Annotated in this window: 11 protein-coding genes and 1 pseudogene; 6 read left to right on the top strand and 6 right to left on the bottom strand. The window is 73.0% G+C overall.

Features of this window, described 5'->3' with window-relative positions:
• Nucleotides 1-99: 99 nt before the first annotated feature.
• A complete protein-coding gene (locus AB0424_RS13030; protein WP_366304667.1) occupies nucleotides 100-1,341 on the top strand; it encodes a nucleotide sugar dehydrogenase in 1,242 nt (413 codons plus the stop codon).
• Nucleotides 1,342-1,431: 90 nt separating this feature from the next.
• The gene (locus AB0424_RS13025; protein WP_366304665.1) at nucleotides 1,432-1,923 is read left to right on the top strand and encodes a hypothetical protein; all 492 of its coding nucleotides are present in this window, start codon (nucleotides 1,432-1,434) and stop codon (nucleotides 1,921-1,923) included.
• A gap of 71 nt (nucleotides 1,924-1,994) precedes the next feature.
• Here the strand turns inward: AB0424_RS13025 and AB0424_RS13020 are convergent, their stop codons facing one another.
• From AB0424_RS13020 to AB0424_RS13005, 4 genes are all read right to left on the bottom strand, one after another.
• Nucleotides 1,995-3,119, bottom strand: coding sequence for a GuaB3 family IMP dehydrogenase-related protein (locus tag AB0424_RS13020; protein ID WP_017239635.1), 1,125 nt, complete (start codon nucleotides 3,117-3,119; stop codon nucleotides 1,995-1,997).
• Nucleotides 3,120-3,225: 106 nt separating this feature from the next.
• On the bottom strand, nucleotides 3,226-4,728 hold the full coding sequence (gene guaB, locus AB0424_RS13015) for an IMP dehydrogenase (protein WP_366304663.1): 1,503 nt from the start codon (nucleotides 4,726-4,728) through the stop codon (nucleotides 3,226-3,228).
• Nucleotides 4,729-4,868: 140 nt separating this feature from the next.
• Nucleotides 4,869-5,471 (bottom strand): sigma-70 family RNA polymerase sigma factor, encoded by a 603-nt coding sequence (locus tag AB0424_RS13010; protein WP_026058283.1) that lies wholly within the window; start codon nucleotides 5,469-5,471, stop codon nucleotides 4,869-4,871.
• A 243-nt stretch (nucleotides 5,472-5,714) separates the two neighbouring features.
• Complete coding sequence (locus AB0424_RS13005) at nucleotides 5,715-6,326, bottom strand: response regulator transcription factor (RefSeq protein WP_003948568.1); 612 nt, start codon at nucleotides 6,324-6,326, stop codon at nucleotides 5,715-5,717.
• Between the two features lie 432 nt (nucleotides 6,327-6,758).
• Here AB0424_RS13005 and AB0424_RS13000 point away from each other — a divergent pair.
• A pseudogene (locus AB0424_RS13000) lies at nucleotides 6,759-7,061 on the top strand (WhiB family transcriptional regulator); the annotation flags it as partial.
• Between the two features lie 245 nt (nucleotides 7,062-7,306).
• Here the strand turns inward: AB0424_RS13000 and AB0424_RS12995 are convergent.
• On the bottom strand, nucleotides 7,307-8,200 hold the full coding sequence (locus tag AB0424_RS12995) for a LysR family transcriptional regulator (protein WP_366304661.1): 894 nt from the start codon (nucleotides 8,198-8,200) through the stop codon (nucleotides 7,307-7,309).
• Between the two features lie 80 nt (nucleotides 8,201-8,280).
• Here AB0424_RS12995 and AB0424_RS12990 point away from each other — a divergent pair, with 80 nt between their 5' ends.
• Together AB0424_RS12990 and AB0424_RS12985 are read left to right on the top strand one after the other, a co-directional pair.
• Nucleotides 8,281-8,955: an MOSC domain-containing protein gene (locus AB0424_RS12990; RefSeq protein ID WP_366304659.1), complete on the top strand. Its 675-nt coding sequence runs from the start codon at nucleotides 8,281-8,283 to the stop codon at nucleotides 8,953-8,955.
• Nucleotides 8,956-8,983: 28 nt separating this feature from the next.
• Nucleotides 8,984-9,757 carry an SDR family NAD(P)-dependent oxidoreductase gene (locus tag AB0424_RS12985; protein WP_366304657.1) on the top strand — a complete coding sequence of 258 codons (774 nt, stop codon included), beginning with the start codon at nucleotides 8,984-8,986 and terminating at the stop codon, nucleotides 9,755-9,757.
• An 18-nt stretch (nucleotides 9,758-9,775) separates the two neighbouring features.
• On the opposite strand, the gene AB0424_RS12980 is transcribed toward AB0424_RS12985, so the two are convergent.
• Nucleotides 9,776-11,599 (bottom strand): DUF2264 domain-containing protein, encoded by a 1,824-nt coding sequence (locus tag AB0424_RS12980; protein WP_366304655.1) that lies wholly within the window; start codon nucleotides 11,597-11,599, stop codon nucleotides 9,776-9,778.
• Between the two features lie 166 nt (nucleotides 11,600-11,765).
• Here AB0424_RS12980 and AB0424_RS12975 point away from each other — a divergent pair, with 166 nt between their 5' ends.
• A complete protein-coding gene (locus tag AB0424_RS12975) occupies nucleotides 11,766-12,854 on the top strand; it encodes a substrate-binding domain-containing protein (RefSeq protein ID WP_366304653.1) in 1,089 nt (362 codons plus the stop codon).
• Nucleotides 12,855-12,914 lie beyond the last annotated feature (60 nt).

Here is a 12,914-nt window from a genome sequence, read left to right as displayed (position 1 = left end):
CATATTTACGCCTAGTCTGACATTGCGCGCGACTCGATCTGTCCACCGGGCTTGCGCCTCGCGTCCCCTCCGGCTACAGGGAAGGACGGCCCACCCCCCATGCCCGCTGATCTCGCCGTCATCGGCCTCGGCCACCACGGACTGCCCCTCGCCCAGGCCGCCACCGCCGCGGGCATCGACACCGTCGGCTACGACACCGACCCCCGCCCCGTCGCCGAACTCGCCGCCGGCCGCTCCCCCGTCGACGGCTCCCTGACCACACCCGAGATCCGCCGCATGCTCGCGGGGGGCTTCCGGCCGACCACCGACCCGGCCGAGCTCGGCCGGGTCCGCACCGCCGTCCTCTGCGCCCCGACCCCCCTCGGCCCGGACCGCACCCTCGACCTCACCGCCGTCACCGAGGCGGCCCGTGCGCTCGCGGCCCGGCTCCGCCCCCACACCACCGTCCTCCTGGAGTCCCCCGTCCCGCCGGGCACCACCGAGGGCCTCCTCCGCGACGTCCTGGAGACCGGCTCGGGCCTCCGCGCCGGCCGCGACTTCCACCTCGCGTACTCGCCCGGCCGCATCGACCCCGGCAGCCGCACCCACGGCTACGCCGGCACCCCCAAGGTCATCGGCGGCCTCACGCCGGCGTGCACCGAGTCCGCCGCCACGTTCTACGGCCGGCTCACCGACAAGGTGGTACGCGCGCGTGGCCCCCGCGAGGCGGAGACGGTCAAGCTCCTGGAGACCAACTTCCGGCACGTCAACATCGCCCTCGTCAACGAGATGGCGGTCCTCTGCAACGAGCTCGGCGTCGACCTGTGGGACGTCATCCGCTGCGCCGAGACCAAGCCGTTCGGCTTCCAGGCGTTCCGCCCGGGCCCCGGCGTCGGGGGCCACGGCCTCCCCGTCGACACCGTCGGCGCCCACCGGCCGCTGCGTCTGGTCGAGCTCGCCGGCCAGGTCAACGAGCGCATGCCGGCGTACGTCGTCCAGCGCGCCGCCACGCTCCTCAACGAACACGGCAAGTCGGCCCGCGGCGCCCGGGTGCTGCTGCTCGGCATCACGTACAAGCCCGACCTCCCCGACCGGCAGGGCTCCCCCGCCGACGAGATCGCCCGCCGCCTCATGGACCTCGGCGCGACCGTCAGCTACCACGACCCGCACGTCCCGGACTGGCGCGTCCGCGAGCTCCCCGTCCCCCGCGCCGACTCCCTCTACGAGGCCGCCGCCCACGCCGACCTGACGATCCTCCTCCAGCACCACCGCACCTACGACCTCCAGGGACTCGCGGTCAAGGCGCAGCTCCTGCTCGACACCCGCGGCGCCACACCCACCGGCACGGCCCACCGCCTCTGAAATCCCCTGGGCGGCCGGGTGGGCGGACTGCTAGCCTCCGGGCTCTTGTTCGCACATCCGTGCGCCCGTGTCCCTGGGGGGGATCACCGCATGTCTCAGCCCGTTCCGCCGCCGTCCGGCAACCCGTTCGCCGAAGGCGCCGCCCCGCAGCCCTACCCGATGGCTCCGCCGCCCGCGCCGGCCCGCGACAACGTGGCGCTCGGCCTCGTGGCCGCCCTCGTGACGGCGATCGTCACGGGCGTGGTGTACGGAGCCGTCATCGGCGGCATCGAGCGCGAGATCGGCTGGGCCGCCGTCGGCGTCGGCTTCCTGGTCGGCCTCGCCGCGGGCAAGGTCGGCGGCCGCAGCCCCGTCCTGCCGTTCGCGGGCGCGGTGTTCTCCCTCGGCGGCGTCTACCTCGGCCAGCTCGTGGGCATCGCGATCCTGGCGGGCAAGCAGCTGCACGTCTCCGCCTCGGAGCTCTTCTTCCAGGAGTTCGGCACGCTGACGGAGGTGTGGAACGCGGACAAGGACGTCCTGACCTTCCTGTTCTTCGCGCTCGCCGCCTTCGCCGCGTTCTCGGGCGCCAGGAAGGCCGCGTAGTCACCGGCGTACGCCGAGGGGCCCCGCACCGGACGGTGCGGGGCCCCTCGGCGTACGGAGCGTGCCGGGCGTCAGCGCTTGTGCTGGGCGTCCGCGACGGTGACCTCGACGCGCTGGAACTCCTTGAGCTCGCTGTAGCCGGTGGTGGCCATGGCGCGGCGCAGGGCGCCGAAGAAGTTCATGGAGCCGTCGGGGGTGTGCGACGGACCGGCGAGGATCTCCTCGGTGGTGCCGACGATGCCCAGGTCGACGAGCTTGCCGCGCGGCACGTCCTCGTGGACGGCCTCCATGCCCCAGTGGTGGCCCTTGCCGGGCGCGTCCGTGGCGCGGGCCAGCGGGGAGCCGATCATCACCGAGTCGGCGCCGCAGGCGATGGCCTTCGGCAGGTCGCCGGACCAGCCGACGCCGCCGTCGGCGATGACGTGCACGTACCGGCCGCCGGACTCGTCCATGTAGTCGCGGCGGGCCGCGGCCACGTCGGCGACGGCGGTCGCCATCGGGACCTGGATGCCGAGCACGTTGCGCGTGGTGTGCGCCGCGCCGCCGCCGAAGCCGACGAGGACGCCGGCCGCGCCGGTGCGCATCAGGTGCAGGGCCGCGGTGTACGTGGCGCAGCCGCCGACGATGACCGGGACGTCGAGCTCGTAGATGAACTGCTTCAGGTTCAGCGGCTCGGAGGCGCCGGAGACGTGCTCGGCGGAGACCGTCGTGCCGCGGATGACGAAGATGTCCACGCCGGCGTCGACGACGGCCTTGGAGAACTGCGCGGTGCGCTGCGGGGAGAGCGCGGCGGCGGTGACGACGCCGGAGTCGCGCACCTCCTTGATGCGCTGGCCGATCAGCTCTTCCTTGATCGGGGCCGCGTAGATCTCCTGCAGACGGCGGGTCGCGGTCGCCTCGTCCAGCTCGGCGATCTCGTCGAGCAGCGGCTGCGGGTCCTCGTACCGGGTCCAGAGACCCTCCAGGTTCAGGACGCCCAGGCCGCCCAGCTCGCCGATCCGGATGGCGGTCTGCGGCGACACGACCGAGTCCATCGGGGCGGCCAGGAAGGGGAGCTCGAAGCGGTAGGCGTCGATCTGCCAGGCGATCGAGACCTCCTTCGGGTCCCGGGTGCGCCGGCTCGGGACGACGGCGATGTCGTCGAACGCGTACGCCCTGCGGCCGCGCTTGCCGCGCCCGATCTCGATCTCAGTCACGATGTGTGGCCTTTCCCTCTACGTCTGCGCCTACCAGTATCCCCGACACAAGCGTGGGGGGCGGCTCCGGCCACATGCCGGAACCGCCCCCACGCGTCGCGCTGTGTTACTTCCTGCTGTAGTTCGGCGCCTCGACCGTCATCTGGATGTCGTGCGGGTGGCTCTCCTTGAGGCCCGCCGAGGTGATCCGGACGAAGCGGCCGTTCGACTGGAGCTCCGGCACCGTGCGCCCGCCGACGTAGAACATCGACTGGCGCAGACCGCCGACCAGCTGGTGCACGACCGCGGAGAGCGGACCGCGGTAGGGCACCTGGCCCTCGATGCCCTCGGGCACGAGCTTCTCGTCCGAGGCGACGCCCTCCTGGAAGTAGCGGTCCTTGGAGAAGGAGCGCTGCTCGCCGCGGGACTGCATGGCGCCGAGCGAGCCCATGCCGCGGTACGACTTGAACTGCTTGCCGTTGATGAAGAGCAGCTCGCCCGGGGACTCCTCGCAGCCCGCGAGGAGCGAGCCGAGCATCACGGTGTCCGCGCCGGCGACGAGCGCCTTGGCGATGTCGCCCGAGTACTGCAGGCCGCCGTCGCCGATCACGGGGACACCGGCCGCCTTGGCGGCGAGGGACGCCTCGTAGATCGCGGTGACCTGCGGGACGCCGATGCCGGCGACGACGCGGGTGGTGCAGATGGAGCCGGGGCCGACGCCGACCTTGATGCCGTCGACACCGGCGTCGATGAGCGCCTGGGCGCCGTCGCGGGTGGCGATGTTGCCGCCGATGACGTCGACGGAGGAGTTCGACTTGATCTTGGCGACCATGTCGCCGACCAGGCGGGAGTGACCGTGGGCGGTGTCGACGACGATGAAGTCGACGCCGGCCTCGATCAGGGCCTGGGCGCGCTCGTACGCGTCGCCGGCGACGCCGACGGCGGCGCCGACGAGCAGCCGGCCTTCCTTGTCCTTGGCGGCGTTCGGGTACTTCTCGGCCTTGACGAAGTCCTTGACCGTGATGAGGCCCTTGAGGATGCCCGCCTCGTCGACCAGGGGCAGCTTCTCGATCTTGTGGCGGCGCAGCAGCTCCATGGCGTCCACGCCGGAGATGCCGACCTTGCCGGTGACCAGCGGCATCGGGGTCATGACCTCGCGCACCTGGCGGCTGCGGTCCGTCTCGAAGGCCATGTCGCGGTTGGTGACGATGCCGAGGAGCCTGCCGGCCGGGTCGGTCACCGGGACGCCGCTGATGCGGAACTTGGCGCAGATCGCGTCGGCCTCGGCGAGCGTGGCGTCGGGGTGCACCGTGATCGGGTCGCTGACCATGCCGGACTCGGAGCGCTTCACGAGGTCGACCTGGTTGGCCTGGTCGGCGATGGAGAGGTTGCGGTGCAGCACACCGACACCGCCCTGTCGCGCCATGGCGATCGCCATGCGGGACTCGGTGACCTTGTCCATCGCGGCGGAGAGGAGCGGGATGTTCACCCGCACGTTCTTCGAGATGTACGAGGCGGTGTCGATCTGGTCGGGCGCCATGTCGGACGCGCCCGGCAGGAGCAGCACGTCGTCGTAGGTCAGCCCGAGTGTCGCGAATTTCTCGGGCACTCCGTCGACGTTGGCAGTCATGACACCTTCCCAAATGGCCTTGATCGGTGCGGGATGTCCATGCTAACGGGCTGAAGCGGTGTCTCATTCCACGATCAAGATCAGCGGGAAGCTTTGGACGTTCACACGTGTACGAAAGGGATGACTGGCGCCGGCGAGACTTACTGCTCGGCCAGCGCACGGAGCCGGCTGAGGGCACGGTGCTGGGCGACCCGGACGGCGCCGGGCGACATGCCGAGCATCTGGCCGGTCTCCTCCGCGGTCAGGCCGACGGCGACCCGCAGCACCAGCAGTTCGCGCTGGTTCTCCGGGAGGTTGGCGAGCAGCTTCTTGGCCCACTCGGCGTCGTCGCTGAGCAGGGCGCGCTCCTCGGGACCGAGGGAGTCGTCGGGCCGCTCGGGCATCTCGTCGGAGGGCACGGCCGTGGACCCCGGGTGCCGCATGGCGGCGCGCTGGAGGTCGGCGACCTTGTGGCCGGCGATGGCGAAGACGAACGCCTCGAACGGCCGGCCGGTGTCCTTGTAGCGCGGGAGCGCCATCAGGACGGCGACGCAGACCTCCTGGGCCAGGTCCTCGACGAAGTGCCGGGCGTCGCCGGGCAGCCGGTTGAGGCGGGTGCGGCAGTACCGCAGGGCGAGCGGGTGCACCCGTGCGAGCAGGTCGTGCGTCGCCTGGGCGTCACCGTCGACCGCGCGACCGACGAGCGCGCCGATCTCCCCCTGCCCGGCGGGCATGGGGGACCTCACGGTCTCGTCGTCACGCATCGCTCCATGGTGCCCCGACGCTTCTGCGTTCGCGGCACCGCGTCCGTAGTTGTGCACCGAAGCGTTATGAGCAGGTGCGCCGGAACTCATCTCCCGCGCCCTCCCCTCCCGCTCGATCGACTCGTCCCCGAGGAACTCCACATCTCAAGGATGCGTCATCCGGCGGGGAAGTGACACAAGCCGGCCCCGTCCGCCCCGCGACGGACGCGGACTCGGACGGGGACATGGCGGGTGACCTGCGATTCAGCGGACCAGGCCCCAGCGGAATCCGAGCGCGACGGCATGCGCCCGGTCGGACGCACCCAGCTTCTTGAAGAGGCGACGCGCGTGCGTCTTGACCGTGTCCTCGGAGAGGAAGAGCTCGCGCCCGATCTCCGCGTTGGACCGGCCGTGGCTCATGCCCTCCAGGACCTGGATCTCGCGCGCGGTGAGGGTGGGCGCGGCGCCCATCTCGGCCGAACGGAGCCGGCGCGGGGCGAGCCGCCAGGTGGGGTCGGCGAGCGCCTGGGTGACGGTGGCCCGCAGCTCGGCGCGCGAGGCGTCCTTGTGCAGGTACCCGCGGGCGCCCGCGGCGACCGCGAGCGCGACGCCGTCGAGGTCCTCGGCGACCGTCAGCATGATGATGCGGGCGCCGGGGTCCGCGGAGAGCAGCCGGCGGACGGTCTCCACGCCGCCCAGACCGGGCATGCGTACGTCCATCAGAATCAGGTCCGAGCGGTCCGCGCCCCAGCGGCGGAGGACTTCCTCGCCGTTGGCCGCGGTGGTCACGCGCTCGACGCCGGGCACGGTCGCGACCGCGCGGCGGAGCGCCTCTCGGGCAAGCGGGGAGTCGTCGCAGACGAGGACGGATGTCATGCCTGACCTCCGCGGCTCTCGCAGCTGTAGCGCGTCACCTTGAGCCTCCAGGGCTGTACGTAATCGTCACCTGTGCGATTGACGCTCTCGGACACCTGCCCGATCACTTGTTCCTTCAACCGCTTCCACACACTCAACGACGGTCACTCGAAAGAGTTACGGGGCGGACGCACGACTTCGGCACTCTGCGTGAGGGGCCGCGCACGGAGCAGAGCGTTGGGGTCGCTCGCCCCAGATCGAAAGCTATGCCCCATTTAGCGGCTTTTCTTCCCTTTTCGCAGTGTCTGTGGCTAGATTCGCAATGAGTCATATTTACATCTACTTCGACAGTAGGTGTGCACACCTCGACCTGTCGGGGACCCGGAGGCCCCGCTGATCAGCCATCCACCCGCCCACCTATCCGTTCGACACGGTTTCAAGGGGACAAGCGCAATGGCAGATTTCTCCCGCCTTCCCGGACCCAACGCCGATCTGTGGGACTGGCAACTGCTCGCGGCCTGCCGCGGCGTCGACAGCTCCCTGTTCTTCCACCCCGAGGGAGAGCGCGGCGCGGCACGGAGTGCGCGTGAGAACTCGGCGAAAGAGGTCTGCATGCGGTGCCCGGTACGCGCGGAGTGCGCGGCACACGCACTCGCCGTGCGGGAGCCCTACGGCGTATGGGGCGGCCTCACCGAGGACGAACGCGAAGAGCTCATGGGACGCGCCCGGAACCGCCTGATCTCGGCGGCACCGACGACCGCGTCGGCCGCGAGCACGGCGCCCATGACTCCCATGACACCCATGACGACATCGCCCGCGGCCGCGGGCCGGCCGATCGTGGAGCGTATGTGAAGGAACGTTTCTTCAACTGATCCGGTAAGCCGCGCGCACGCGCGTGTCGGGCATGCCCGCGCGCGCGTGGCGGACTCTGGCCGTCGCGGCGGGCCCCTGCGCGCGCCGGACGCGCCCCGACGGGCGCCGTCCGGCGCGGGGGATGCCCTCTACGCGCGCGCGGCGGCGCGCGTCAGCTCGTCCAGCGTGGCGGCGACGGCCGGGACCTGGGCCAGGTCGGGCAGCGTCAGGGCGACGATCTCGCGCTCGACGGCCGGCTCCACGGTCACCGTCCGGGCGCCCTTGGGGCGGACGGACTCGATGGCCAGCTCCGGCAGGACGGCCACGCCGAGGCCCGCGCCCACCAGGCCCACCACGGCCGGGTAGTCGTCGGTGGCGAAGTCGATGCGGGGGGTGAAGCCCGCCTCCTCGCAGACGTCCACGAGCTGGCGGCGGCAGCGCGGGCAGCCGGCGATCCAGGACTCGTCGGCGAGTTCCGCGATGCCGACCGCGCCCGCGTCGGCGAGCCGGTGTCCCTCGGGCACCAGGCCCACGAGCCGGTCGGCGAGCAGCGGCCGGACGACCAGGTCGTCCCACTCGGCCTGCCCGGCTCCGTACCGGAAGGCGAGGGCCACGTCGCAGTCGCCCTCGCGGAGCATGTCGATCGAGCGCGGCGGTTCGGCCTCGACGAGCGAGACCCGGGTGCCGGGGTGCGCGGCCCGCAGCGCGGCGAGCGCGGTGGGGACGAGGGTGGAGCTGCCGCTCGGGAAGGAGACCAGGCGGACGCGGCCGGCCCGGAGCCCGGCGATCGCGGCGACCTCCTCCTCGGCCGCGGTGAGTCCGGCCAGGATGCCGGAGGCGTGCCGGACCAGGACCTCGCCGGCCTGGGTGAGCCGCATCTCGCGGCCGGTGCGGATCAGCAGCGGGGTGCCGGCCGACGCTTCGAGGGCCTTCATCTGCTGGCTGACGGCGGGCTGGGTGCAGCCCAGTTCCCGCGCCGCGGCGGAGAAGGAGCCGGTGGCGGCGACGGCGCGCAGGACGCGGAGGTGGCGGGCCTCGATCATGGTTCAAGCATAAGCGAATCTTGGGTTGCACGGGCAATATTCGCCACAGACTTTGACTTCGATGCCCTTAAAGTGCTCTCATGACCTTGCTGAGTGTGAATGTGGGCCGTGCCCGGGCCGCGGAGTACACCGACTCCGCGACGGGAAGGACGGGCATCGACAAGCGCCCCGTCGACGGGCCGGTGCGGATCTCGGCGCCCGGGCCGCCCGGCGTCGGCGGCGGCGGGCTGGCCGGGGACGCCGTCTGCGACCTGCGCTTCCACGGCGGGAACGACCGGGCCGCGTACGCCTTCGCCCGTGAGGACATGGACCGGTGGGAGGCGGAGCTCGGCCGCGAGCTGGCCAACGGCTCCTTCGGCGAGAACCTCACCACCCGCGGTCTCGACGTCAACGGGGCCCTGATCGGCGAGCGGTGGCGGATCGGCGACGAGGTGGTCCTGGAGGTCACCGGCGGCCGCATCCCGTGCCGCACCTTCCAGGGCTTCCTCGGGGAGAAGGGCTGGGTCAAGCGGTTCACGGCGTCGACGGCCGGTCCCGGCGCGCTGCTGCGGGTCGTCGAGCCCGGAGAGGTGCGGGCCGGCGACCCGATCACGGTCGTGCACCGGCCGGACCACCGCGTCACCGTCGCCCTGCTGCACCGGGCCGCGACCACCGAACGCACCCTGCTTCCGGACATGTTGGCCGCCGCGGAGTGGATGGAGTCGGGACTGCTCGCGCTGGCCCGGCAGTACGCCGAGAAGTACGGCCGGCCGTAGCGCTCCGGCGGGGCATTACCGTGCCCGTATGACGACTGCACTGATTACGGGCGCCACCGCGGGCATCGGGGCCGCCTTCGCACGGAGACTCGCCGCGGACGGCCACGACGTCGTGCTCGTGGCACGGGACATGAAGCGGCTCCGTGAGCAGGCGACCGAGCTGCACGACCGCCACGGCATCGAGGCCGAGGTGCTCTCCGCGGACCTCTCCGAGGAGAAGGGGATCGCAGCCGTCGAGGCCCGGCTCTCCGACCCGAAGCGGCCCGTGGACGTGCTCGTGAACAACGCGGGCTTCGGCAACAAGGGCCGTTTCCTGGAAGTCTCCATGGCCGACGAGCTCAAGATGCTCACGGTGCACTGCGAGGCGGTGCTGCGGCTGACCTCGGCCGCCGCCGCATCGATGAACGAGCGGGGCCGCGGGGCCGTGGTGAACGTGGCCTCGGTGGCCGCCTTCGTGCCCCGTGGGACCTACGGGGCCTCCAAGGCGTGGGTCGTGCAGTTCACCCAGGGCGCGGCGCGCGACCTCGCGGGCAGCGGGGTGCGGCTGATGGCGCTCTGCCCCGGCTTCGTGCGGACCGAGTTCCACGAGCGGGCCGGGATGGGCACGGACAACATCCCGGGCTGGATGTGGCTCGACGCGGACAAGCTGGTGACCGCCGCGCTGACGGACCTGGACCGGGGGAAGACGCTGTCGATCCCCGACCCGCGCTACAAGGCCCTCATGGGTGTCGTGAAGCTCGCGCCGCGCGGCCTGCTGGGCGGCGTCTCCTCCAAGGCGGGCCGCAAGTACGGGCCGAAGTAGCCTCCGCACTCCCCCGGTTCACTCCGGCCCGGCCTCCGGGGCATCGAGCGGCAGCCGGGTGGCGGAGCCGTCGTGCCAGGTCACGTGCAGGGTGCGGCCGGTGACCCGGACGCGCGCCAGGTCGGTGAGGGGCACGGGGTCGGGCGCGCCCGTGAGCGAGGCGAGGGCGACGAAGAGGCTCTCGCGGCCGCTCGTGGTGCCGTGCAGGGCGAGGGTGCGGGTGCCGGGCCCCTGGAGGGTCTCCCCGGTGGGGAGTGCGCCGGCCTCGTGCCCGGCCGGGTAGCCGTGCGCCGGGTGGAGCCGGGCGTGCGGCCCGCCGGGGGTGGTGGCCCATCCGGTCTGCCGTACGGGGGTCCCCTCCGGGGCGCCGGTGACGAGATGGGCGCGGACCTCGGCGCGGCCGTGCGCGAGGGTCGCGGAGAGCACCCGGACGCCGGGCAGCGGCCGGTGGAGCGAGGCGGCCCAGCCGGGTCCGGTGCCGGCCGGGGTGGCGGGGCCGCGGGTGGTGGGCCTCCCGTCGACGACCAGGGCGAAGTGGTTGTCGGCGGGGGCGGGCGGGCCGGTGGGCCCGGTGCGGGTGGAGTAGGCGTGGCGGGCGTAGCCGGGGTCGTCCTCGGCTCCCTCCGCGCTGTGCACGTGGTTGCTGCCGTGGTTGTGGAGACGTACGAGACCGTCCGCGGCGGTGGTCTGGACGAGCAGCCCGGCGGGGGCGAAGGGGCGGACGGTGTCGGCCCGTTCGGCGGGCAGCGGCTCCTCGGGGTCGGTCCAGGCGGGGTGGCCGGCCGGCAGGAGGAGCCCGAGGAACCCCTTGGACGCCCAGTAGGGCGACCCCGGTCCCGAGTACTCCTGGACGAGCGGCGGGTGCGGGCCGTGCCAGCCGAGGGTGAGGAGCCCGCGCTCGTCGGCGGCGCCGCGGTCGAGGAAGTACCGCAGGGAGCCGGAGGCGAGGCGGCGGGTGGCGCCGGGGGTGAGCGGCGTGTGCCCGGTGAGGGCGCCGAGCCAGGGGGCGGCGGCCGCGGCGAAGCGGTAGATCAGGGAGCGCCCGTACGGGAGGGGTGCGCCGTCGGCGTCGAAGAGGTGCACGTAGTCGTCGAGATGGGCGCGGAGCCGGGGGCCGTAGCGGTCGAGGAGCTCCCGGTCGCCGGCGAGGTGGGCGTGGAGGACCGGGTAGAAGTGGAGGGCCCAGGCGTTGTAGTGGTCGAAGGCGCGGTTGTCCCCGTCGCTGTACCAGCCGTCGCCGAGGTACCAGTCCTCGACGCGGGACAGGGAGCGGTCGACGGTGGCGGCGGCGCGGTCGGTCTCGACGCCGGCGTCCTGGAGGAAGCCGGCGACGGTGAGCCCGAAGAGCCACCAGTTGTTGTCGACGGGGGACGGTCCGAGGGCGGGCAGGAGCCAGTCGGCGACCCGTCGGCGGGTGCGGTCGTCGAGGCGGTCCCAGAGCCAGGGGCGGGTGAGGCGCAGGCCGAGGGCGACCGAGGCCGATTCGACGACGGCCTGGCGGGTGTCGGCCATCAGGGGCCAGGAGTCGGGGTCGTCCCGTCCCGGGTTCCGGGTGCCGGCGGCGAGTCCCTCGGCGTACCGGTCGAGGTGGCCGTGCGGGTCCTCGCCGTGGGCGCCCGCGACCCGGAGGGCGGCGAGGAGGAAGGTGCGGGCCCAGCCCTCCAGGCCGTCGGAGCGGACTCCCGACCAGCTGGGGCGGGGGCCGGGGAGGTCGATCAGCGCGCGGCCGGGCGAGGCGTACGGGCGGACGGCGAGGAGCAGGCGATCGGCCGTGGCCTCCCAGTGGGGGCGGGTCCAGCCGGTGTACGGGCTGAGCTCACGGTTCTCGGGCGGCGTGGGCATGATGCTCCCTGAGGGCTCCCTGACGACGTCTGCGTCGCCCGGAATCCTGGACGGGCTCCGATCGAACCGTCAAGAGATCACGAGCGAATGATCGAAAATCCTGTCGTTCGATCATTTCTGGGACTAGGGTCGAGGGACCACCACCACCGCGAGGGGGAACTGCGCCGTGCGCGAGAGTGCTGCCGAACGACACGACCGACTGCTGGCCCTGGTGCGCGAGCGCGGCACCGCCCGCGTCTCCGAACTGGCCGAGCGGCTCGGGGTGTCCCCCGTCACCGCACGCCGGGACGTCGAGGTGCTGGCCGGGCAGGGGCTGCTCGACCGGGTGCACGGCCAGGTCTCCTGGCCGCGGGGGCAGAGCGCCACGGGCGCCGGACGGCCCGGCGAGGGCCTGGTCCTCGGCCTGCTCGCCCCCTCCGCCACGTACTACTTCGCCGAGGTCATCCGCGGCGCGCACGAGGCGGCGGCCCGCGCCGGCGCCCGGCTGGTGCTGCGCATCTCGGACTACCGGCCCGAGGAGGACCGCGCCCGCACCGAGGGGCTGCTCGCCGCCGGCGCCGAGGGCGTGCTCGTGGCCCCCGGCTGGCGGGGCCCCGAGGACCGGCTCGCGTACGGGGACTGGCTGGCCGGACTCCCGGTGCCGACCGTCCTCCTGGAGCGCAGGGCCGAGCCGGGCAGCCCGCTGGACGACCTCGACCGGGTCGTCTCCGACCACGGCCACGGCGTCCTGCTCGCCCTGCGCCACCTGCTCTCCCTCGGCCACGCGACGCCGCTGCTCGTGGCGCGGCGGGACTCCCCGACGGCGCTCGCGGTACGCGCGGGATACACCGAGGCACTGGGCACGCTCGGACTGAAGGAGCCGCGCCCGGTCATCGACTCCGTACCGGCCGAGGCGGACCCGGAGGGCTTCGAGCGGGCGGTGCGCGCCCTGCACGACGCGGTCCGCTCGGGCCTCGCGGGCGCGGCCCTGGTCCACAACGACGTGGACGCGATCGAGATCGTGCAGCGCCTGGCCGAGCTGGGCGTGCGGGTGCCGCAGGACCTCGCCCTGATCGCGTACGACGACGAGGTCGCGGCCCTGGCCGACACCCCGCTGACGGCGGTCGCGCCGCCGAAGCGGCAGGTGGGGCGGCACGCCGCCGAGCTGCTCGTGGAGCGGCTCACCGAGGGTCGGGACGAGGAGCCGGCGCGGCGCCATCTGAGCCTGCTGCCGCGGCTGCGGGTGCGGGCCTCGTGCGGGGCGCGGGGCGACTGACGGCCTCCGCGGCGGGGTGGCGGCGTCTCACGATCGATCTGATCTTTTTTCGATCAATCA

Origin of the sequence: Streptomyces sp. NPDC051180 (assembly GCF_040689545.1) — a bacterium.
Classification (GTDB): Bacteria; Actinomycetota; Actinomycetes; order Streptomycetales; family Streptomycetaceae; genus Streptomyces.
Note: the sequence above shows the minus strand (reverse complement) of the source record. Positions and strands in the feature narration are given on the sequence as shown.

Bases quoted from the DNA above. Each gene is read 5' to 3' on its own strand.
- AB0424_RS13025 (WP_366304665.1), top strand. From the start codon at position 1,432: ATGTCTCAGCCCGTTCCGCCGCCGTCCGGCAACCCGTTCGCCGAAGGC.
- AB0424_RS13010 (WP_026058283.1), bottom strand. From the start codon at position 5,471: ATGCGTGACGACGAGACCGTGAGGTCCCCCATGCCCGCCGGGCAGGGG.
- AB0424_RS12995 (WP_366304661.1), bottom strand. From the start codon at position 8,200: ATGATCGAGGCCCGCCACCTCCGCGTCCTGCGCGCCGTCGCCGCCACC.
- AB0424_RS13030 (WP_366304667.1), top strand. From the start codon at position 100: ATGCCCGCTGATCTCGCCGTCATCGGCCTCGGCCACCACGGACTGCCC.
- AB0424_RS12990 (WP_366304659.1), top strand. From the start codon at position 8,281: ATGACCTTGCTGAGTGTGAATGTGGGCCGTGCCCGGGCCGCGGAGTAC.
- guaB (WP_366304663.1), bottom strand. From the start codon at position 4,728: ATGACTGCCAACGTCGACGGAGTGCCCGAGAAATTCGCGACACTCGGG.
- AB0424_RS13005 (WP_003948568.1), bottom strand. From the start codon at position 6,326: ATGACATCCGTCCTCGTCTGCGACGACTCCCCGCTTGCCCGAGAGGCG.
- AB0424_RS12985 (WP_366304657.1), top strand. From the start codon at position 8,984: ATGACGACTGCACTGATTACGGGCGCCACCGCGGGCATCGGGGCCGCC.
- AB0424_RS12980 (WP_366304655.1), bottom strand. From the start codon at position 11,599: ATGCCCACGCCGCCCGAGAACCGTGAGCTCAGCCCGTACACCGGCTGG.